The organism is Bacillus nitratireducens, from assembly GCF_001884135.1.
Taxonomy (GTDB): domain Bacteria; phylum Bacillota; class Bacilli; order Bacillales; family Bacillaceae_G; genus Bacillus_A; species Bacillus_A nitratireducens.
In genome coordinates this window covers 37,206-58,393 of the sequence record NZ_MAOC01000002.1, presented here as the reverse complement: position 1 = coordinate 58,393, position 21,188 = coordinate 37,206, and the positions used below count along the sequence as shown (strand labels likewise).

At 37.6% G+C, this 21,188-nt stretch carries 24 protein-coding genes and 2 other annotated features; all 24 genes read left to right on the top strand.

What is annotated here, in order from left to right:
• The first annotated feature begins 271 nt into the window (after positions 1-271).
• The 24 genes from ctsR to BAU23_RS00260 all read left to right on the top strand — a co-directional run bounded on the left by ctsR (position 272) and on the right by BAU23_RS00260 (position 20,967).
• The gene (gene ctsR / locus BAU23_RS00375; RefSeq protein WP_001244553.1) at positions 272-733 is read left to right on the top strand and encodes a transcriptional regulator CtsR; all 462 of its coding nucleotides are present in this window, start codon (positions 272-274) and stop codon (positions 731-733) included.
• 168 nt (positions 734-901) lie between these two features.
• Complete coding sequence (locus BAU23_RS00370) at positions 902-1,450, top strand: protein-arginine kinase activator protein McsA (protein ID WP_000128379.1); 549 nt, start codon at positions 902-904, stop codon at positions 1,448-1,450.
• 4 nt (positions 1,451-1,454) lie between these two features.
• Positions 1,455-2,519 (top strand): protein-arginine kinase McsB, encoded by a 1,065-nt coding sequence (locus tag BAU23_RS00365; RefSeq protein ID WP_000050844.1) that lies wholly within the window; start codon positions 1,455-1,457, stop codon positions 2,517-2,519.
• Positions 2,520-2,541: 22 nt separating this feature from the next.
• Complete coding sequence (clpC, locus tag BAU23_RS00360; protein WP_000971189.1) at positions 2,542-4,977, top strand: ATP-dependent protease ATP-binding subunit ClpC; 2,436 nt, start codon at positions 2,542-2,544, stop codon at positions 4,975-4,977.
• 95 nt (positions 4,978-5,072) lie between these two features.
• Positions 5,073-6,449 carry a DNA repair protein RadA gene (gene radA, locus BAU23_RS00355; protein ID WP_001085206.1) on the top strand — a complete coding sequence of 459 codons (1,377 nt, stop codon included), beginning with the start codon at positions 5,073-5,075 and terminating at the stop codon, positions 6,447-6,449.
• Positions 6,450-6,452: 3 nt separating this feature from the next.
• Positions 6,453-7,526: a DNA integrity scanning diadenylate cyclase DisA gene (gene disA / locus BAU23_RS00350; protein ID WP_000392161.1), complete on the top strand. Its 1,074-nt coding sequence runs from the start codon at positions 6,453-6,455 to the stop codon at positions 7,524-7,526.
• Positions 7,527-7,688: 162 nt separating this feature from the next.
• Complete coding sequence (locus BAU23_RS00345) at positions 7,689-8,798, top strand: PIN/TRAM domain-containing protein (RefSeq protein WP_000919674.1); 1,110 nt, start codon at positions 7,689-7,691, stop codon at positions 8,796-8,798.
• Between the two features lie 16 nt (positions 8,799-8,814).
• The gene (ispD, locus tag BAU23_RS00340; protein ID WP_000288301.1) at positions 8,815-9,495 is read left to right on the top strand and encodes a 2-C-methyl-D-erythritol 4-phosphate cytidylyltransferase; all 681 of its coding nucleotides are present in this window, start codon (positions 8,815-8,817) and stop codon (positions 9,493-9,495) included.
• Between the two features lie 117 nt (positions 9,496-9,612).
• Positions 9,613-10,089: a 2-C-methyl-D-erythritol 2,4-cyclodiphosphate synthase gene (gene ispF, locus BAU23_RS00335; protein WP_000488381.1), complete on the top strand. Its 477-nt coding sequence runs from the start codon at positions 9,613-9,615 to the stop codon at positions 10,087-10,089.
• A gap of 89 nt (positions 10,090-10,178) precedes the next feature.
• Positions 10,179-11,636 carry a glutamate--tRNA ligase gene (gltX, locus tag BAU23_RS00330; protein ID WP_000415162.1) on the top strand — a complete coding sequence of 486 codons (1,458 nt, stop codon included), beginning with the start codon at positions 10,179-10,181 and terminating at the stop codon, positions 11,634-11,636.
• Positions 11,637-11,683: 47 nt separating this feature from the next.
• Positions 11,684-11,930, top strand: a binding site (T-box leader).
• Positions 11,931-12,074: 144 nt separating this feature from the next.
• Positions 12,075-12,740 carry a serine O-acetyltransferase gene (gene cysE / locus BAU23_RS00325; protein ID WP_000476504.1) on the top strand — a complete coding sequence of 222 codons (666 nt, stop codon included), beginning with the start codon at positions 12,075-12,077 and terminating at the stop codon, positions 12,738-12,740.
• Positions 12,721-14,118, top strand: coding sequence for a cysteine--tRNA ligase (gene cysS, locus BAU23_RS00320; RefSeq protein ID WP_071733277.1), 1,398 nt, complete (start codon positions 12,721-12,723; stop codon positions 14,116-14,118). The genes cysE and cysS overlap by 20 nt, the downstream gene beginning before the upstream one ends.
• A gap of 2 nt (positions 14,119-14,120) precedes the next feature.
• A complete protein-coding gene (locus tag BAU23_RS00315) occupies positions 14,121-14,528 on the top strand; it encodes a Mini-ribonuclease 3 (RefSeq protein ID WP_000564269.1) in 408 nt (135 codons plus the stop codon).
• Positions 14,525-15,268, top strand: a complete 744-nt coding sequence (gene rlmB, locus BAU23_RS00310; RefSeq protein WP_000093762.1) for a 23S rRNA (guanosine(2251)-2'-O)-methyltransferase RlmB — start codon at positions 14,525-14,527, stop codon at positions 15,266-15,268. Before BAU23_RS00315 ends, rlmB begins: the two co-directional genes overlap by 4 nt.
• 3 nt (positions 15,269-15,271) lie before the next feature.
• Positions 15,272-15,784: an NYN domain-containing protein gene (locus BAU23_RS00305; RefSeq protein ID WP_000997890.1), complete on the top strand. Its 513-nt coding sequence runs from the start codon at positions 15,272-15,274 to the stop codon at positions 15,782-15,784.
• 67 nt (positions 15,785-15,851) lie between these two features.
• Positions 15,852-16,511, top strand: a complete 660-nt coding sequence (locus BAU23_RS00300; RefSeq protein WP_000387197.1) for an RNA polymerase factor sigma-70 — start codon at positions 15,852-15,854, stop codon at positions 16,509-16,511.
• A 130-nt stretch (positions 16,512-16,641) separates the two neighbouring features.
• Positions 16,642-16,788, top strand: coding sequence for a 50S ribosomal protein L33 (gene rpmG, locus BAU23_RS00295; RefSeq protein ID WP_012260172.1), 147 nt, complete (start codon positions 16,642-16,644; stop codon positions 16,786-16,788).
• A gap of 32 nt (positions 16,789-16,820) precedes the next feature.
• Entirely contained in the window at positions 16,821-17,000 is a 180-nt protein-coding gene (secE, locus tag BAU23_RS00290) for a preprotein translocase subunit SecE (RefSeq protein ID WP_001241321.1), read from the top strand.
• Positions 17,001-17,131: 131 nt separating this feature from the next.
• The gene (nusG, locus tag BAU23_RS00285) at positions 17,132-17,665 is read left to right on the top strand and encodes a transcription termination/antitermination protein NusG (RefSeq protein ID WP_000415796.1); all 534 of its coding nucleotides are present in this window, start codon (positions 17,132-17,134) and stop codon (positions 17,663-17,665) included.
• 167 nt (positions 17,666-17,832) lie between these two features.
• Positions 17,833-18,258, top strand: coding sequence for a 50S ribosomal protein L11 (gene rplK, locus BAU23_RS00280; protein ID WP_001085872.1), 426 nt, complete (start codon positions 17,833-17,835; stop codon positions 18,256-18,258).
• Positions 18,259-18,437: 179 nt separating this feature from the next.
• Positions 18,438-19,130 (top strand): 50S ribosomal protein L1, encoded by a 693-nt coding sequence (rplA, locus tag BAU23_RS00275; protein ID WP_002074134.1) that lies wholly within the window; start codon positions 18,438-18,440, stop codon positions 19,128-19,130.
• A 49-nt stretch (positions 19,131-19,179) separates the two neighbouring features.
• Positions 19,180-19,324, top strand: a sequence feature (ribosomal protein L10 leader region).
• Between the two features lie 39 nt (positions 19,325-19,363).
• Positions 19,364-19,864 carry a 50S ribosomal protein L10 gene (rplJ, locus tag BAU23_RS00270; RefSeq protein WP_000048724.1) on the top strand — a complete coding sequence of 167 codons (501 nt, stop codon included), beginning with the start codon at positions 19,364-19,366 and terminating at the stop codon, positions 19,862-19,864.
• Positions 19,865-19,931: 67 nt separating this feature from the next.
• Entirely contained in the window at positions 19,932-20,291 is a 360-nt protein-coding gene (rplL, locus tag BAU23_RS00265; protein WP_000159737.1) for a 50S ribosomal protein L7/L12, read from the top strand.
• 76 nt (positions 20,292-20,367) lie between these two features.
• A complete protein-coding gene (locus BAU23_RS00260) occupies positions 20,368-20,967 on the top strand; it encodes a class I SAM-dependent methyltransferase (RefSeq protein ID WP_000763273.1) in 600 nt (199 codons plus the stop codon).
• Positions 20,968-21,188 lie beyond the last annotated feature (221 nt).

Below are 21,188 nucleotides of genomic sequence, written 5' to 3'. Positions count from 1 at the left end.
GCTCTCTAGCGCCGATGGTAGTTGGGACCTTGTCCCTGTGAGAGTAGGACGTCGCCAAGCAACTAAAACACGAGTCATTTGACTCGTGTTTTTTCGTGTTTTCTTTTATAATTCATAGTAATTTAAAAAATCTTTACTTAAAGAATCGTCCTTTTGATTAAAGACTGTGAAATGTGGCTAGGATAGTGAATAAGCAAAAGAGTTGCAAATTTTTTTAATACGTATATAATTAAAGTCAAAGATAGTCAAAGTCAATAAAGGTGGCGGATAAATGAGAAATATATCTGATATCATTGAGAAATATCTAAAGCAAGTTATTGACTTAAGTAATAATAATGTGATTGAAATCAAGAGGAATGAGATCGCGGATCGATTCGATTGTGTTCCGTCTCAAATCAACTATGTAATCAATACCCGTTTTACGTTAGAAAGAGGATTCGTAGTAGAAAGTAAACGAGGTGGAGGAGGTTACATTCGCATTATAAAAGTCAAACTGCATGACGATATAGACATTATTGATCAAATGCTTCATATGATTGATCATAGCGTTGCACAAGGAAATGCAGAAAGTATGGTTATACGTTTAATAGAAGAGGGCATCATAACAAATCGTGAAGCTAAACTTATGTTAAGTGTACTAGATCGTTCGGTATTATTAATGGATGTTCCTTCTCGAGATGAACTTAGGGCTCGAATATTATGCGCAATGTTGAGAACACTGAAATATAAATAAATATAACTTTTGTAAAAAATGATAACTAAGATAATGCAGTTTAATATTGTAGAGATTTTGAAAGGTAACATGTGCTTTTATTAAATGGATTAAGGAAAGAGAACAATCTAGTAATGTATGAAAAGTATCATGAGATAGATCGTTCCTGTTGTAAAGGTGGGGATAGCGATGACTTGTCAAAATTGTAATATAAGACCAGCAACTTTACATTATACAAAAGTAATCAACGAGAAAAAGGCGGAAGTTCATCTTTGTGAGCAATGTGCAGAACAAAGTGGCTATACGTCTTTCTTTCAATCACAGCAGTCTAATTTTTCATTCCATGACCTATTAGCTGGGTTATTACATGGTGAATCAGCAATGTTTGAAGAAGGACAAAATACATTTTCAAATACAAATATACTAAGATGTCCAGATTGTAAGATGACATATGAACAATTTACAAAAGTGGGACGCTTTGGTTGTGCTTCTTGTTACGATACATTTAAAGAGCATTTAAAACCATTATTAAAACGTCTACACGGTGGACATACAGATCATTGTGGAAAAATTCCAGAGCGTATAGAAGGAAATATCCACCTGAAGAAAGAATTAGATGAACTAAAACTCACTCTGAAGCAATCTGTACAAAAAGAGGAGTTTGAGAAAGCAGCTGAAATACGAGATGAAATTCGAGGTCTTGAAAATCAGCTTAGTGAGCATAGAGAGGGGGAATAGTTCTATGTCACTGGACAAAATTATGAACGAAGCAATTAGTCCGTGGATGAAGGGAGATGGCCCTGATTCTGATATTGTTTTAAGTAGTCGAATTCGTTTGGCTCGTAATTTAAAAAAATATCAATTCTCTACTATGCAAAACGAGAAAGAAGCTAAACAGATTCATGAATTATTTAAGAAGAAGTTTGTAAATAAACCGGTAGAACCTTTTGGGAAGTTTGAACTATTAAAAATGAATGAATTAAATCCTCTTCAAAGGAGGGTTTTAGTTGAGAAACATTTAATTAGTCCAAATCTTGCAGGAACAGAATACGGAGCATGTTTACTATCAGAAAGTGAACATATTAGTGTCATGCTTAATGAAGAGGATCACGTTAGGATTCAGTGCTTATTCTCAGGGTTACAGTTATCAAAGGCGCTTCAAAGTGCTAATCAAATAGATAATTGGATAGAGGAAGAGGTTGAATACGCTTTTGATGAATCACTTGGATATATTACGAGTTGTCCTACTAACGTTGGTACAGGATTAAGGGCCTCTGTAATGATTCATTTACCAGGACTGGTTTTAACGAAAAGGATTAACCGTATTATACAAGTAATTCAAAAATTAGGGTTAGTAGTAAGAGGAATATACGGTGAAGGTAGCGAAGCGTTAGGTAATATATTTCAAGTGTCCAATCAAATGACACTAGGTAAAGCAGAAGAAGATATTATTGCAGATTTAAAGAGTGTCATTCAACAAATTATACAACAAGAAAAAATAGCTAGAGAATTAATCGTACAAAATTCGAGCATTGAGCTTGAAGATAAAGTATATCGTTCTTACGGTATACTCTCCAATAGTCGTTTAATCCAATCTGCGGAAGCGGCTACTTGTTTATCAGATGTACGACTTGGTATTGACCTAGGATATATAAAAGGGATATCAAGAAATATTTTGACTGAGTTAATGGTCCTTACTCAGCCAGGCATTTTGCAGCAATATGCAGGAGGGCCCTTAGGACCAGAAGAAAGAGATTATCGGAGAGCAACCTTAATCCGTGAGCGATTACGTATTGAACAAAACTAAGCGCAAGTAGGAGGCGATTTCTATGATGTTTGGAAGGTTTACAGAACGAGCACAGAAAGTATTAGCTTTATCTCAAGAGGAAGCAATTCGCATTGGGCATAATAATATTGGTACAGAACATATTTTACTTGGGCTTGTACGCGAAGGCGAAGGGATTGCAGCAAAAGCGTTAATTGCTCTTGGATTAAGTCCAGAGAAAGTTCAAAAAGAGGTAGAAGCATTAATTGGGCGTGGAACAGAAGCTTCACAAACAGTACATTACACACCTCGTGCTAAAAAGGTTATTGAGTTGTCCATGGATGAAGCGCGTAAGTTAGGCCATTCCTACGTTGGAACAGAACATGTTTTACTTGGTTTAATCCGTGAAGGTGAAGGGGTAGCGGCACGTGTTTTAAATAATTTAGGTGTAAGTCTAAACAAGGCAAGACAACAAGTATTGCAACTTCTTGGAAGTAACGAAGCTAGTTCAGGTCACCAAGGCGGTTCGTCAACAAATGCAAATACACCGACGCTTGATAGTTTAGCGCGTGATTTAACAGTTGTGGCACGTGAAAATCGTTTAGATCCTGTTATTGGACGTAGTAAAGAAATTCAACGTGTAATTGAAGTGTTAAGCCGTAGAACAAAAAACAATCCAGTATTAATTGGAGAACCTGGTGTAGGTAAGACAGCAATTGCAGAAGGATTAGCACAGCAAATTGTAAATAATGAAGTTCCTGAAACTTTAAGAGATAAGCGTGTTATGACATTAGATATGGGGACAGTTGTAGCTGGAACGAAATATCGTGGTGAATTTGAAGACCGTTTAAAGAAAGTGATGGATGAAATTCGTCAAGCAGGCAATATTATTCTATTTATTGATGAGCTTCATACATTAATTGGCGCAGGTGGAGCAGAAGGTGCAATTGATGCATCAAATATTTTAAAACCATCTCTAGCTCGTGGTGAATTGCAATGTATTGGGGCGACAACTTTAGATGAATATCGTAAATATATTGAAAAAGACGCAGCTTTAGAGAGACGTTTCCAGCCGATCCACGTTGATGAGCCGAGTTTAGAGGAATCAATTCAAATTTTGAAAGGTTTACGTGATCGTTACGAGGCGCATCACCGTGTATCTATTACAGATGATGCAATCGATGCGGCTGTAAAACTTTCAGATCGTTATATTACAGATCGTTTCTTACCTGATAAAGCAATTGATTTAATTGATGAGGCTGCATCAAAAGTACGTTTACGTTCTTATACAACACCACCGAACTTAAAAGAGCTTGAAGTGAAGCTTGAAGAAATTAGAAAAGAAAAAGATGCAGCTGTACAAAGTCAAGAATTTGAAAAAGCTGCTTCCTTACGTGATATGGAACAACGTTTACGTGAAAAGTTAGAAGATACAAAACGCCAGTGGAAAGAGCAACAAGGAAAAGAAAATTCAGAAGTAACAGTAGAAGACATTGCAAATGTCGTTTCCACATGGACACGTATCCCAGTTTCTAAACTTGCACAAACAGAGACGGATAAATTATTAAACTTAGAATCGATTTTACATGATCGTTTAATTGGTCAAGATGAAGCAGTCGTAGCTGTGGCAAAAGCTGTTCGCCGTGCAAGAGCAGGATTAAAAGATCCGAAGCGCCCAATTGGTTCATTTATTTTCTTAGGACCAACAGGTGTAGGTAAAACGGAACTTGCAAGAGCGTTAGCGGAATCTATGTTCGGTGATGAGGATGCGATGATTCGTATCGATATGTCTGAGTACATGGAGAAGCATTCTACTTCTCGTTTAGTTGGATCTCCTCCAGGATATGTTGGATATGAAGAAGGTGGACAATTAACAGAGAAAGTTCGTCGTAAGCCATATTCGGTTGTCCTATTAGATGAGGTAGAGAAAGCTCATCCTGATGTGTTTAATATTTTACTACAAGTATTAGAAGATGGTCGTTTAACGGATTCTAAAGGGCGTACAGTTGATTTCCGTAATACAATTGTTATTATGACGTCTAACGTCGGTGCAGATGCGTTAAAACGTAATAAACATCTTGGCTTTAACGTACAAGATGAGGGGCGCGATTATTCAGATATGAAAGGTAAAGTAATGGATGAACTGAAAAAGGCATTCCGTCCAGAATTCTTAAACCGTATTGATGAAATTATCGTGTTCCATATGCTTGAGAAAAAACATATTCAAGAGATTGTAACACTTATGGTTAATCAGTTAGTGAAGCGCCTAAAAGAACAAGAGATTGAATTACACCTAACAGAAGGAGCGATTGCAGCGATTGCTGATAAAGGATTTGATCGTGAGTACGGTGCTCGTCCACTTCGTAGGGCAATTCAGAAGCATGTGGAAGATAGACTGTCAGAAGAACTGTTAAAAGGCGCTATTGAGAAAGGACAAAAAGTTATCTTTGATGTAGAAGGAGAATCATTTGTCATTCATAGTGCGGAAAAGGTAAAATAAGTATAGACAAACAAAGAGGGCTACGCGATAGCCCTCTTTCTTGTACGAGAAGGATAAACGTTTATAGATGAAAGTGAAGTGAACTATAAAAAGATATGGCTAAAAAGAAAACAAAGTTTACATGTCAAGAATGTGGTTATCAGTCACCAAAATATATGGGGAAATGTCCTGGATGTGGTCAATGGAATACGCTTGTTGAAGAGATGGAACCGGTTGTATCATCAAGACGCCTTAATTATGCCAATGCAATCCAATCAGAAGTAACAAAACCAAGACGCCTAACAGAAGTGGAAACAAAGTCAGAGGCGCGTATTGAAACGAAATTCCAAGAGTTTAACCGTGTACTTGGTGGTGGGATTGTAGATGGGTCCTTAGTACTTATTGGTGGAGACCCCGGGATTGGAAAATCAACATTGCTATTACAGATTTCATCGCAATTAGCAGATTCTTCATATGATGTACTATATATATCGGGTGAGGAGTCGGCAAAGCAGATTAAACTTCGTGCAGATCGTTTGCATGTAAAGGGTAGTAATCTATTTGTTGTAGCAGAGACTGATTTACAGCGAATTGCATCGCACATTGAAGAGATGAATCCAGCTTTTGTTGTTATTGACTCCATTCAAACGATACATTTACCTGAAGTGACGTCAGCCCCAGGAAGTGTCGCGCAAGTACGTGAATGTACAGCGGAATTAATGAAACTTGCAAAGACGAAAGGGATTCCTATTTTTATAGTCGGACATGTGACAAAAGAAGGGGCAATTGCAGGACCACGTATGCTAGAACATATGGTCGATGCAGTTCTTTACTTTGAAGGAGATCGTCACCATACATATCGTATTTTGCGAGCTGTGAAAAACCGTTTTGGTTCGACAAATGAAATGGGTATCTTTGAAATGAAGGAGCTAGGTCTTGCAGAAGTACTAAACCCTTCTGAAATTTTCCTTGAGGAACGTCCAGTTGGAGTTGCAGGATCCACAGTGGTTGCTTCAATGGAAGGAACAAGACCGGTTTTAGTAGAAATACAAGCATTAATCTCTCCTACTAGTTTTGGAAATCCTCGAAGAATGGCGACGGGAATTGATCATAACCGCGTTTCGCTTATTATGGCAGTTTTAGAAAAAAGAACCGGTTTATTGTTGCAAAATCAAGATGCTTATTTAAAAGTCGCGGGTGGTTTGAAATTAGATGAACCAGCAATCGATTTAGCCGTTGCATTAAGTATTGCTTCAAGTTTCAGAGATAAACCTACTGCACCAACCGATGCGGTAATAGGAGAAGTAGGCCTAACTGGAGAAATAAGAAGAGTATCAAGAATTGAACAACGTGTACAAGAAGCAGCAAAATTAGGATTTCAACGTGCTATTATTCCTAGAAAAAATTTGGGAGGATGGACAATTCCAGATGGGATTGAGGTAGTGGGTGTTTCTAATTTAGGAGAAGCGCTTCGTTTGACATTAGGAGGCTAGGCTATGGAGGAAAACAAGCAACGTGTCAAAAGTATGATTAACATTCTACAGCTCGTTGCCCCAGGAACACCACTACGCGAAGGGATAGATAACGTACTTCGTGCGCAAACTGGAGGGCTAATTGTTCTTGGGTATAATGAGCAGATTAAAAGTATTGTTGATGGAGGATTTCACATTAATTGTGCATTCTCACCAGCTAGTTTATATGAATTAGCAAAAATGGATGGGGCACTTATTTTAAATGAAACTGGGAGCAAAATTTTAATTGCAAATGCACAATTAGTTCCAGATCCATCCATTGATTCTATTGAAACAGGTATGCGTCATCGAACGGCAGAGCGTGTAGCAAAGCAGACGGCTAGCCTTGTTGTGGCTATTTCACAAAGACGTAACGTAATTACACTATATCAAGGGAACTTACGTTATACACTAAAAGATATAGGTGTAATTTTAACAAAGGCAAATCAAGCTATTCAAACGTTAGAAAAATATAAAGCTGTATGGAATGATGGGATTACGAATTTGGGCATTCTAGAATTTGAAGAGGTTGTTACAATGTCCGAGGTAGTTCATGTTTTACATAGTGTTGAAATGGTACTGCGTATTAAAAATGAAATATTGAGCTACATTCATGAGTTAGGAACAGAAGGAAGATTAATTCGTTTACAACTCACAGAATTACTAGCTGATTTAGAAGCAGAGGCGGCGCTATTGATTAAGGATTACTATCAAGAGAAAACGCAAGATCACCATCAAATTTTGAAGAAGTTACAAGATCTTGCAAATACACAACTTCTAGAGGATAGCGATTTAGTTAAGTTGCTTGGTTATCCAGGACAAATGAGCTTAGAGGAAAGTGTGACACCGAGAGGATACCGAATCGCAAGCAAAATTTCTCGCGTTCCACCACTTATCATTGAAAATTTAATTAATCGCTTTAAAACGTTGCAAGGTGTTTGTCGCGCAACTATAAATGAATTGGATGATGTGGAAGGAATTGGAGAAGTTAGAGCGAAGAAAATACGAGAAGGCCTAAAAAGAATTCAAGAGCATCTCTATATGAGTAGACACAATTAAGAATATTACATTGATTCCATAATATAACGACACTAGAACATTTTTGGTATATGATATGGTATATTGGTAAATAAAACTATTTATAAAAAAAAACACGTCCGCTTTTGCATTCGGCGTTTTGATTAGCAAAACAATGGTTAATAATGAGTAGGAGGTGGTTGGATGTTAAAACGGATCGTACAGCTCTTCTTTTTAGTGATCGGGGGAGCATTAGGGATTTTCTTAATCCCAAAAGTTATTAATGTATTGGACATAGGTGCTGTTCCATGGCTTGAAGGATCGTATGTTCGGGCAGTTATTGGTGCAATTATTTTATTTTTAACAACATTTTGGCTTGTAGATTATATTGTTCAACTTATTAAGCATATCGAAGAGGCCCTTGTAAAGGCGCCAGTAGCAGATGTTTTATTTGGTACATTAGGGTTGATCTCTGGTCTTATTGTTGCATATTTAATTTTAATACCAATTCGTGAATTTACAATCCCAGTCATTAGTACAGTATTGCAAGTGTTCTTTACCCTTTTACTTGGATATTTAGGGTTCCAAGTAGGGTTTAAAAAGAGAAATGAATTGCTAGGATTATTTACATTACCGCAACGTGGTGGTAAGAAAAAGAACAATAGTGAGGCTGAAGAGGCCGAGGGAGAAGTAGAGAAGTCTACAGCTCACTGGAAGATTCTCGATACGAGTGTAATTATTGATGGACGTATTGCTGATATTTGCCAAACAAAGTTTTTAGAAGGAACAATTGTGATTCCACAATTCGTATTAGAAGAGCTTCAGCATATTGCCGATTCTTCCGATGCGTTAAAGCGTAATCGTGGTCGCAGAGGGTTAGACATTTTAAATCGTATTCAAAAAGAGATGCCAATTCCGGTAGAAATTTATGAAGGCGATTTCGAGGATATCCAAGAGGTGGATAGCAAGCTTGTAAAGTTAGCGAAAATCACCGGTGGAACTGTTGTAACAAATGATTTCAACTTAAATAAAGTTTCTGAATTACAAGGGGTAACAGTATTAAACATTAACGATTTAGCAAATGCAATTAAACCAGTTGTACTCCCTGGCGAAGAACTAAGTGTTTATGTTGTGAAAGATGGTAAAGAACAAAATCAAGGTGTTGCATATTTAGATGATGGCACGATGATTGTAGTAGAAGACGGTAGAGAATATGTCGGTTCACAACTCAATGTACTTGTTACAAGTGTATTGCAAACATCGGCTGGTCGTATGATATTCGCAAAACGTAAATTATTAGAAAAAGCATTATAAGTAGAGGATTTTTAATATGTATACATTAATTATTCCAGCAGCGGGTCAAGGAAAACGGATGGGTGCTGGCAAAAATAAGTTGTTCTTACTTATAAATGAAGTACCGATTATTGTGCATACATTACGTGCTTTTGAAAAAGATACAGCATGTGAAAGTATTATTATGGCAATTAATGAAGAGGAACGTCCTTATTTTGAGGAGTTAATACAGAAGTACCCAGTTGGAAAACAGGTGCAATTTATTCAGGGCGGAGCTGAAAGACAAGATAGCGTATATAATGCACTGCATCATGTGAGTGGAGTTGAGTATGTTCTCGTGCACGATGGTGCGCGCCCGTTCGTAACGAATAAAATGGTTCAAGATGTATTAACTGCAGCAGAAAAATATGGTGCTTCCATTTGTGCAGTGCCAGTGAAGGATACAGTTAAGAAAGTAGAACAGAGTGTTGTTGTTGAAACGGTAGAACGTTCTCAGCTTAAAGCAGTTCAAACACCGCAAGGGTTCTCTGTTCCTCTGTTATTAGAAGCTCATAGAAGTGCAAAGCAGAGTTGTTTCCTTGGTACAGATGATGCAAGTCTCGTAGAACGTATCGGGAAGCCAGTAGGCGTAGTAGAGGGGAGTTACTATAATATTAAAGTGACGACTCCGGAGGATTTGCTAATTGCTGAAAGTTTCCTTCATGTTCAGAAGAAATAGTAGTGATGGCATTATAGTAAAGAAAAGCTCGGCAACGGCCGGGCTTTTCTTTATAGGGATAGCGATATAATATAGAATCATAAAGCTCAGTAGTTTAGCTTGAGGAGGATACAAAGAATGTTTCGAATTGGACAAGGTTTTGACGTACATGAATTTGCGGAAGGTAGACCATTAATTATCGGCGGAATTACAATTCCTCATGAGAAAGGATTAATCGGTCACTCGGATGCGGATGTATTGTTACATACGATTGCTGACGCGTGTTTAGGAGCAATTGCGGCAGGAGATATTGGAAAGCATTTTCCTGACACAGATCCTGCCTTTAAAGATGCAGATTCAGCTATATTGTTACAGAAAGTTTGGGAATTTGTGCGTGAACAAGGTTACGAGCTAGGAAATCTAGATTGTACAATTATTGCCCAAAAGCCAAAAATGGCACCGCATATTGAAAGCATGCGCAAACGTATTAGTGAACTATTAGAAACGTCTGTTGATAATATTAATGTAAAAGCAACAACAACAGAAAAATTAGGATTTACAGGTAGAGAAGAAGGGATTGCTTCTCAAGCAGTCGTATTATTGCAGAAAAAATAATGGTTTTTAATTCGTAAGATGGATAATCACATTTTTTTGTTGTACAATTATAAAATGTGTAGACATTAAGAATGGAAGGTGTACCAATTATGGAAAAGCAAGTGAGAGTGCGCTATGCGCCAAGTCCAACAGGACACTTACATATCGGAAATGCGCGTACGGCATTATTTAATTATTTATTTGCTCGTCATCAAGATGGTAAGTTTATTATTCGTATTGAAGATACTGATGTAAAGCGTAATGTTGCTGGTGGAGAAGAAAGCCAATTAAAATACTTGAAATGGCTCGGTATGGACTGGGATGAAGGTGTTGATGTTGGTGGTGAATTTGGACCATATCGTCAAACAGAACGTTTAGATATTTATAAAAAATTATATGTAGATTTATTAGAGCGTGGTTTAGCTTACAAATGTTATATGACAGAAGAAGAGCTAGAAGCAGAGCGTGAAGGTCAAATCGCTCGTGGTGAAACACCGCGTTATGCTGGAAATCACCGTGATTTAACTGAGGAGCAAATGAAAGGATTTGAGGCTGAAGGCCGCATTCCAAGTATTCGTTTCCGTGTACCTGCTGATCGTGACTACACGTTTAAAGATATCGTAAAAGACGAAGTGGCATTCCATTCAAATGATTTTGGCGATTTCGTTATCGTGAAAAAAGATGGTATTCCAACTTATAACTTTGCGGTAGCAGTAGATGATCACTTAATGGAAATTACACACGTACTTCGTGGTGATGATCATATTTCAAACACGCCAAAACAAATGATGATTTACGAAGCTTTCGGTTGGGATATCCCGAGGTTTGGTCATATGACTTTAATTGTAAATGAAAGCCGTAAAAAATTAAGTAAGCGTGATGAATCTATTATTCAATTTATTGAGCAATATAAAGAGCTTGGATATCTTCCAGAAGCAATCTTTAACTTTATCGCACTACTAGGTTGGTCGCCGGTAGGAGAAGATGAAATCTTCTCTCAAGATGAGTTTATCAAAATGTTTGATGCAGCTCGTTTATCGAAATCACCTGCATTGTTTGATTCTCAAAAACTAAAATGGATGAACAACCAATATATGAAAAAGCAAGAATTAGATACGGTTGTTGAACTAAGCTTACCGCATTTAGTGAAGGCTGGTCGCGTAGGTGAAAACTTAAGCGAACAAGAACAAGCTTGGGTTCGTGATGTAATTGCTTTATATCATGACCAAATGAGCTTTGGAGCTGAAATTGTAGAGCTTTCTGAAATGTTCTTTAAAGATCATGTTGATCATGAAGAAGAAGGACAGGAAGTATTGAAAGGTGAGCAAGTACCTGAAGTACTTCGTGCATTTGCTGGTCAATTAGAAGCTCTAGAAGCGCTGGAGCCAGCAGCAGTTAAAGCTTCTATTAAAGCAGTTCAAAAGGAAACAGGACATAAAGGTAAAAACTTATTTATGCCAATCCGTGTTGCTACTACTGGACAAACGCATGGCCCAGAACTTCCTAATGCGATTGCTCTTCTTGGAAAAGAAAAAGTTTTAAATCGTATTCAAAAAGTAATTGGTTAACATTTTCTAGATTTAGAAATATAATAAGTATACTTAAAACCTAATAAGGAAAAGCGACGAGAAGGAGAAGTAGAAAATCAGGCTTTTTACAGAGAGAACCACCTTTAGGCTGGGAGTGGTTTATAAGCGGATTTTTGAAATGCCCCTTCGAGTCTTCTGTTGAACAGCGAATTATTTCGTAGAACGTCTTAGGGCGGAAAGTAAGCAGAAGCGGTGTAAACCGTTATCATGGATGAGTTTGAGGCTTTCTTTAGCCTAAACAGAGTGGAACCGCGCTTAAAAGGCGTCTCTGTCGATATGACAGAGGCGTCTTTTTTTTATACCAAAATAGGTTATGAGTATAAGTTTTATCTCCTTGTATAAAGATTTAGGGGAAGTGGGGAGTTAAGGGAGTTAGTTCATTCGAAAAAAGCAGCCCATAAAGGGGAGGGAACATCGATGTTTAAGAGGCTTCGGGAAGATATTGGAGTCGTTTTTGAACAGGATCCAGCGGCACGAAGTTATTTCGAAGTCATTTTAACTTACTCTGGATTGCATGCAGTTTGGTCCCATCGAATTGCACATGCTTTTTATAAAAGGAATTTTTTCTTTATTGCACGCTGGATTTCACAAGTAAGTCGTTTTTTTACTGGCATTGAGATTCATCCGGGAGCAACTATTGGTCGTCGTTTTTTCATTGATCATGGAATGGGAGTTGTGATTGGAGAAACGTGTGAAATTGGTGATAATGTAACAATTTATCAGGGTGTTACATTAGGTGGTACCGGTAAAGAAAAAGGAAAGAGGCATCCTACAATTCAGGATAATGTATTAATTGCAACAGGTGCTAAAGTACTAGGCTCGATTACGGTTGGAGAGAATTCTAAAATTGGAGCAGGATCTGTCGTATTAAAAGAAGTCCCTGCGCATTCTACAGTTGTAGGCATACCTGGTCGAGTCGTTATTCAAAATGGAGTAAAGATTGGTCAAGAATTAAATCATTCTGATCTTCCGGACCCAATTTTTGATAAATTAAAGGTTATGGAAGCAGAACTTGATAAATTGAGAAAGCAACTTGAAGTAAAGGTAGAAAGGAAGGATAAAAATGACTATTCACATTTATAATACGTTAACGCGTCAAAAAGAAGAGTTTATTCCACTAGAAGAAAATAAGGTAAAGATGTATGTGTGCGGACCTACAGTTTATAACTACATTCACATTGGGAATGCAAGACCACCTATGGTATTTGATACGGTGCGCCGTTACTTAGAATATAAAGGATATGATGTGCAGTATGTATCTAACTTTACTGACGTGGATGATAAATTAATTAAGGCTGCAAATGAATTAGGCGAAGATGTACCAACAATTGCAGATCGTTTTGTTGAAGCTTATTTTGAAGATGTAACGGCACTGGGTTGCAAACATGCGACGGTTCATCCGCGTGTAACGGAAAATATGGATATCATTATTGAATTTATTCAAGAACTTGTGAATAAAGGGTATGCATATGAATCAGAAGGTGATGTGTACTTTAGAACGAAAGAATTCGAGGGTTACGGTAAATTATCGCATCAACCAATCGCAGACTTACGTCACGGTGCGCGTATTGAAGTAGGAGAAAAGAAACAAGACCCTCTTGACTTTGCTTTATGGAAGGCTGCGAAAGAAGGAGAAATCTTCTGGGAAAGCCCATGGGGGAAAGGACGCCCAGGATGGCATATTGAATGCTCAGCGATGGCGCGTAAATATTTGGGGGATACAATTGATATTCACGCTGGTGGTCAAGACTTGGCATTTCCTCATCATGAAAATGAAATTGCGCAGTCTGAGGCGTTGACTGGAAAAACATTTGCACGTTACTGGATGCATAATGGATATATTAATATTGATAATGAGAAAATGTCTAAGTCACTTGGAAACTTCATTTTAGTTCACGATATCATTAAGCAATATGATCCACAGTTAATTAGATTCTTTATGTTATCAGTACATTACCGTCATCCGATTAACTTTAGTGAAGAGTTATTACAAAGTACGAATAATGGGCTAGAAAGAATTAAAACAGCCTACGGTAATTTAAAGCATCGTATGGAAAGTAGTACAGATTTAACAGATCATAATGAGAAATGGTTAGCTGAAATGGAAAAATTCCAGGTTGCATTTGAAGAAGCAATGGATGATGATTTCAATACGGCTAATGCGATTACTGAATTATATAATGTAGCAAATCACGCAAATCAATACTTATTAGAAGAACATACTTCTAAAGTTGTAATTGGAGCATACGTGAAACAACTTGAAACGTTATTTGATATTTTAGGATTAGAATTAGCGCAAGAAGAATTACTTGATGAAGAAATTGAGGCGCTTATCCAAAAGCGTATTGAAGCTCGTAAAAATCGTGATTTCGCATTATCCGATCAAATTCGCGATGATTTAAAAAACCGTAATATTATTTTAGAAGATACCGCTCAAGGTACAAGATGGAAAAGAGGATAAAGATGATTGATGCAAAGCAATTAAACAGCTTAGCGTTAGCATATATGGGTGATGCGGTATATGAACAATATATCCGCTATCACCTTCTTCAAAAAGGAACAGTTCGCCCTAATCAATTACATCGCTTAGGGACGAGCTTTGTTTCGGCAAAAGCACAGGCGAAAGTTGTTTATCATTTATTAGAGACGGCATTTTTGACAGAGGAAGAAGAGGCAGTACTAAGAAGAGGGCGCAATGCGAATTCGGGTACTGTTCCGAAGAATACGGATGTACAAACATACCGATATAGTACAGCGTTGGAAGCTCTAATCGGTTATCATCACTTATTAAATAATCGTGAAAGATTAGACGAAATTGTATATAAGGCAATTGCTGTTTTAGAAGAAAAGGAAGGGAGCACATCATCATGAGTAGTGAATATATTATCGGACGTAACCCTGTAATTGAAGCGTTACGATCAGGGAGAGATATTAATAAAATTTGGATCGCAGAAGGTGCTGCCAAAGGGCAAGTACAGATTGTACTGGCATTAGCGAAAGAAAATAAGGTTATTTTGCAACATGCACCGAAGAAGAAATTAGATCAATTAGTTGAGGGAAATCATCAAGGTGTAATTGCTCAAGTAGCTGCATATCAATATGCTGAGCTAGAAGATTTATTTAAAGTAGCAGAAAAACGTAATGAAGATCCGTTCTTCTTAATTTTAGATGAAATTGAAGATCCGCATAATCTAGGTTCTATTATGCGTACAGCTGATGCGACGGGAGCTCATGGAATTATTATTCCGAAAAGAAGAGCAGTAGGACTTACAGCGTCAGTTGCGAAAGCGTCGACTGGGGCAATTGAATATATTCCTGTTGCGCGTGTAACAAATTTATCTCGTACAATTGATGAATTAAAAGAACGTGGACTTTGGATTGCTGGTACAGATGCCAAAGGGAAAACAGATTACCGTAATTTAGATGGTAAAATGCCAATCGGATTAGTAATCGGTAGTGAAGGAAAAGGTATGAGTCGTATTATTGGTGAAAAATGTGATTTCTTAATTACTTTACCAATGGTTGGTAAAGTTACATCCTTAAATGCTTCAGTAGCCGCAAGTTTGTTAATGTATGAGGTATATCGTAAACGTCACGAAATTGGTAAATAAAAAATGAACGATATTTTAATCGTTGACGGTTACAACATTATCGGGGCTTGGGGAGAATTGAAGGAACTACGGGATGTAGATTTGCAATCATCAAGAGACGCGCTTATTGATAAGATGGCGGATTATCAAGGTTATACAGGAACGAAAGTAATGATAGTCTTCGATGCCTATACAGTCCATGGTATTGAAAAAAAGATGAAACAATCGCGGATAGAAGTAATATTCACGCGTAAGAATCAAACTGCGGACGAAAAGATAGAGAAACTGGCAATCGAACTTAGAAATATTAATACACAAATATATGTTGCGACTTCTGATTATACGGAACAATGGGTTATATTTGCACAAGGTGCCCTTCGGAAATCTGCGCGTGAATTAGAATTAGAAGTACAAGCGATGGAGCAACAAGTAAGAAGACGTACGAAAGACACGAAAGAAAAGCAACCAGCCATGCGAAAGATATTTAGTGAAGATATTACAGAAAAGTTAGAAAAATTAAGAAGAGGAGAGCGTTGAAGCATTGACGCTCTTTATCTTTTTACTGTATAATATTGCTAAATAAATAGCGGTCGGAGGGATCAAGGTGGAAGCAGGCTTCGTAAGTGTAGGCGACGTTACATTTCGTGATTTAGAGGATGAGGCAATCGTTGAGTTAGTTCGAAAAGGTAATACTGACGCTCTAGAATATTTAATACACAAATATAAGAACTTTGTTCGCGCGAAATCAAGATCTTATTTCTTAGTGGGTGCCGATCGAGAAGATATTGTTCAAGAAGGTATGATTGGATTGTTTAAAGCTATTCGTGATTATAAAGAGGACAAGCTGTCTTCATTCAAAGCGTTTGCTGAACTGTGTATCACTCGACAAATTATTACCGCTATTAAAACAGCAACAAGGCAAAAACATATTCCATTAAATTCGTATGTGTCTTTAGATAAGCCAATTTACGATGAGGAATCTGATCGAACACTGTTAGATGTTATTTCGGAAGCGAAAGTAACTGATCCTGAAGAAATGATTATAAGTCAGGAAGAATATACCGACATAGAATCAAAAATATCTGAATTATTAAGCGATTTAGAAAGAAAAGTGCTCTCTTTATACTTAGATGGCCGTTCCTATCAAGAAATTTCAGAACAGTTAAACAGACATGTGAAATCTATTGATAATGCATTGCAGCGTGTGAAAAGGAAGTTGGAACGCTATATGGAAATGAGAGAGAGTACAAATTTAAATTCATAGAAAGTACCGCAGGTGTAAATTAATTCACCTGTTTTCTTTTTGTAAAGAGAGTGAGAGTCATGACATTGACATTGTCTTTTGTTGTATGATACATTTTTAGGGACATAACGTTACAAGGCTGGTGTAACTAATGAGGAAAAAAGTTGTACTCTCATGTGAAGAGTGTAAAAATCGAAACTACTCTACGATGAAAGATACGAGCTCAGTAGAGCGACTTGAGATAAAGAAGTTTTGTAAAACATGCAATAAGCATACAGTTCACAAGGAAACAAAATAAATAATTGAAATAATACACTGGAGGTCCCGTAGATGCGTTTAACGAACTTTTTCGGCGATGTAGGTCGCGAAATGAAAAAAGTAAGTTGGCCTAAAAAAGATGAATTACTCCGCTCAACAGCGACTGTTATCGCTACAGTTGTGTTCTTTGCGATTTTCTTCGCAGTAGTTGATATGGGCATTTCTTCTTTAATTCGGTTAATTCTTGGTTAATTCTTGAATAAGAAGCACTTATCCATGATATAATGTTATTTATAAGAACTGTGTAAAAGCCCGGTGAACGGGTTTTTTCATTTGCGCAAAAAAATGTACGTCAGGGAGGGAAGGACGCTCGTCCTAAATGAATGGAAAAAAGTTGGTATGTTGTCCATACTTATTCTGGATATGAAAATAAAGTAAAAGCAAACCTAGAGAAACGTGTAGAATCAATGGGTATGCAAGATAAAATTTTCCGTGTTGTTGTCCCGGAAGAAGTAGAAGTAGAAATGAGAAATGGTAAAGAAAAATTAATGAAAAGAAAAGTGTTCCCGGGTTACGTGTTAGTGGAACTAATCATGACTGATGACTCTTGGTATGTTGTTCGTAATACACCGGGTGTAACAGGTTTTGTTGGTTCTTCGGGTTCTGGATCTAAACCATCTCCTCTATTAGAAGAGGAAGTTGTTACCATTATGAAACATATGGGAATGGACAACGAAGTGGTTGATTTCGACTTTGAACTTCATGAGACAGTACGTGTAAATGAGGGTCCATTCGCAGATTATACAGGTGCTATTGAAGAAATTGATGTGGAGAAGAAGAAAGTTAGTGTGCTTGTAGACATGTTTGGTCGCGAGACTCCAGTTGAACTTGACTTCCATCAAATTGAAAAATTATAAAATGAAACTTGAAATGAATTGTAAAAAGTGATAATATCTTTTAAGTCAGTACGTCTTCGTTATCGGAGACGTTTTTTGAAAGATTTTATCGTTACAGATAAAACATGACGTGGGAGGGCAAATCACTGTCCAATTGACCACATCACGGACTTAAGGAGGTGTGTCTCGTGGCTAAAAAGGTAATTAAAATGGTAAAGCTTCAAATTCCTGCAGGTAAAGCTAACCCAGCTCCACCAGTTGGTCCAGCATTAGGACAAGCAGGTGTTAACATCATGGGCTTCTGTAAAGAGTTTAACGCTCGTACAGCAGATCAAGCTGGTCTTATCATCCCTGTTGAAATTACGGTATTTGAGGACCGTTCATTCACTTTCATTACTAAAACTCCTCCTGCTGCTGTTCTTCTTAAGAAAGTAGCTGGTATTGAGTCTGGTTCTGGTGAACCAAACCGTAATAAAGTGGCAACTGTTAAGCGTGATAAAGTACGCGAAATCGCTGAAACTAAAATGCCTGACCTAAACGCTGCTAGCGTAGAAGCTGCAATGCGTATGGTTGAAGGTACTGCACGCAGTATGGGCATCGTTATCGAAGACTAATTCGATTTGTTTTTAAAAAAAGGTTGCGGGTCTGGAATTCCAATTCGCAACCTTTATTATCGTAAATGATTATCGTTTTTTAAATAAAAGGATGGCGCGCATCCTCAGGTTATCCCTGAAAAAAAGGCGTAAACGTGGGAGGTTATTCCGCTAAAACCACATTCGAGGAGGAAATAAAAATGGCTAAAAGAGGTAAAAAGTACGTAGAAGCTGCGAAGCTTGTTGATCGTGCAGCTGCTTACTCTGCAACAGAAGCAGTAGAATTAGTAAAGAAAACAAACACAGCTAAATTTGATGCAACTGTAGAAGCTGCATTCCGTTTAGGTGTTGACCCTAAGAAAGCTGACCAACAAATTCGTGGCGCAGTTGTTCTTCCACACGGTACTGGTAAAGTACAACGTGTATTAGTATTCGCTAAAGGCGAAAAAGCAAAAGAAGCTGAAGCTGCTGGCGCTGAATTCGTAGGCGATGCTGATTACATCGGTAAAATCCAACAAGGTTGGTTCGATTTCGATGTAGTAGTAGCAACTCCTGACATGATGGGTGAAGTTGGTAAACTTGGTCGCGTATTAGGACCTAAAGGTTTAATGCCAAACCCTAAAACTGGAACAGTTACTTTCGATGTAACTAAAGCTGTTAACGAAATCAAAGCTGGTAAAGTTGAATACCGCGTTGATAAAGCTGGTAACATCCACGTTCCAATCGGTAAAGTATCTTTCGAAGATGCTAAACTAGTAGAAAACTTCAAAACAATTGCTGACACGCTACAAAAAGCTAAGCCAGCTGCTGCAAAAGGTACTTACATGAAGAATGCAACTGTTGCTTCTACAATGGGACCTGGCGTACGCGTAGACGTTTCTACACTTGCGTAAAAATTGGAAGTTGACTTCATAAAGAAGTTTTAATATAATTATTTATGTTGTGAATTTAAATAGTGTACCGTAGACAGTAGGTGTCATTCGACTTAATTTCCTACCTAGGTGTTAATATACGAAGCGGAATCTTTTTTCTGTGACTATATGCCTCCATGTCTACAAGTTGGGCATGGAGGTTTTTAGTGCACTTTCGGTACATCTTCTATATAATCTACAGGAGGTGTAATAACATGAGCAAAGTAATCGAAACTAAACAACAAGTTGTAACTGAAATCGCTGAAAAACTTCGTGAGAGTAAATCTACAATCGTTGTTGACTACCGTGGTTTAACAGTTTCTGAAGTAACAGAATTACGTAAAAACTTACGTGAGGCTGGCGTTGAGTTCAAAGTTTACAAAAACTCTTTAACTCGTCGTGCTGCAGAATCTGCTGAAATGGCTGAGTTAAACGAATTCTTAACAGGACCAAACGCAATCGCGTTCAGTAACGAGGATGTAGTTGCTCCTGCGAAAGTATTAAACGACTTCGCTACAAAACATGAAGCTTTAGAAATTAAAGCGGGCGTAATCGAAGGTAAACTTGTAACACTTGATGAGGTTAAAGCTATCGCTACTCTTCCATCACGTGAAGGCTTACTTTCTATGCTTCTTAGCGTTCTTCAAGCTCCAATCCGTAACCTTGCACTTGCTACTAAAGCAGTTGCAGAGCAAAAGGAAGAGCAAGGCGCTTAATTTTTTAAAAGATAATTACTTGTTATCTATAAAACAATACAAACCTATCTAAGGGAGGATATTTACAATGACTAAAGAACAAATCATTGAAGCAGTTAAATCTATGACTGTATTAGAACTTAACGACTTAGTAAAAGCTATCGAGGAAGAATTCGGCGTAACTGCTGCTGCTCCTGTAGCTGTAGCTGGTGGCGCTGGTGAAGCTGCTGCTGAGAAAACTGAATTTGACGTAGTACTTGCAAGTGCTGGCGCTCAAAAAATCAAAGTTATCAAAGCTGTACGTGAAATCACTGGTCTTGGCTTAAAAGAAGCTAAAGAATTAGTTGACAACACTCCAAAAGCAATCAAAGAAGGCGTTTCTAAAGAGGAAGCTGAAGAAATGAAAGCTAAACTTGAAGAAGTTGGCGCTGCTGTAGAAGTTAAGTAATTAACTTTTGATGCTTTAAAAAAAGCTCGCTCTCATGCGAGCTTTTTTTTTAACTGTAAAGAAAAGAGGTGGCCATATGGCAGACCATTATTTTTCTAACGACCCTTCTAGTAAAAGTGATCGTAAACGATGGGAATTTACCCTTCGTGAATCTCGATTTACTTTTTTATCTGACCATGGGGTGTTCTCGAAAAACGAAGTGGACTTTGGTTCTCGTCTTTTAATTGAAGCGTTTCAAATGCCAGATATTAAAGGTGATATATTAGACGTAGGTTGCGGATACGGCCCTATTGGTTTGTCATTAGCGAAAGAGTTTCAAGGCCGTGAAGTTCACATGGTGGATGTGAATGAAAGGGCACTTGGGCTTGCGAAAGAAAACGCCGCTAATAACAGAATCGAGAATATACGTATTTTTCAAAGTAGCGTCTATGAAAATGTAGATGGCAAGTATGCTGCTATTCTATCTAACCCTCCAATTCGTGCTGGTAAAGATGTCGTGCACGAGATTTTAGAAAAGGCTGTGGAGTATTTGGTTTCAGGTGGAGAATTGTGGATTGTTATTCAAAAGAAACAAGGTGCACCATCTGCGCTGAAGAAACTAGAAGAAGTATTTTCTGAAGTTGAAGTTGTAGAAAAGAAAAAAGGATATTATATCATAAAATCAAAAAAGCGTTGACGGTTATTTTTGGCTATGTTAACATTATACAATGCCAATATATGATTTTCTGCGTTGAGAAAGATGTATATTTTTGTTTCTCTTGGAAAAGATAGTAAAATCAGCAGATTATGAAACAGAATGATGGTTTTCTTAAAGAAGCCATTTTTCTTTTTTGAGCAGGTAGAAAGACTCAACGTATCTATCTTTAAGAGAAAAAAACTACGCTAATAGCAGTAGTT